The sequence below is a fragment of the Peribacillus muralis genome (assembly GCF_001439925.1).
Taxonomy (GTDB): domain Bacteria; phylum Bacillota; class Bacilli; order Bacillales; family DSM-1321; genus Peribacillus; species Peribacillus muralis.
The window spans coordinates 404-782 of the sequence record NZ_LMBV01000041.1; the positions used below are offsets into that span (position 1 = coordinate 404).

Below are 379 nucleotides of genomic sequence, written 5' to 3' on the forward strand. Positions count from 1 at the left end.
GTTCCAAGGACCACAAGGGTTCCAAGGGCCACAAGGTGCACAAGGATTCCAAGGTCCACAAGGGGTTCAAGGACCGCAAGGATTCCAAGGTCCGCAAGGCGTTCAAGGTCCGCAAGGGTTCCAAGGTCCGCAAGGGTTCCAAGGTCCACAAGGTGTTCAAGGACCACAAGGGTTCCAAGGCCCACAAGGTGCCGAAGGTGCTCAAGGATTCCAAGGTCCACAAGGGTTCCAAGGATTTCAAGGACCACAAGGATTTCAAGGACCACAAGGATTCCAAGGACCACAAGGATTCCAAGGAGCGCAAGGGTTCCAAGGACCACAAGGATTCCAAGGTCCGCAAGGATTCCAAGGACCACAAGGATTCCAAGGTCCGCAAGGC

At 54.9% G+C, this 379-nt stretch carries 1 pseudogene; it reads right to left on the bottom strand.

Going from position 1 to position 379, the window contains the following annotated elements:
- Positions 1 to 379 (bottom strand): annotated as a pseudogene (locus ASU00_RS26465) (hypothetical protein); the annotation flags it as partial.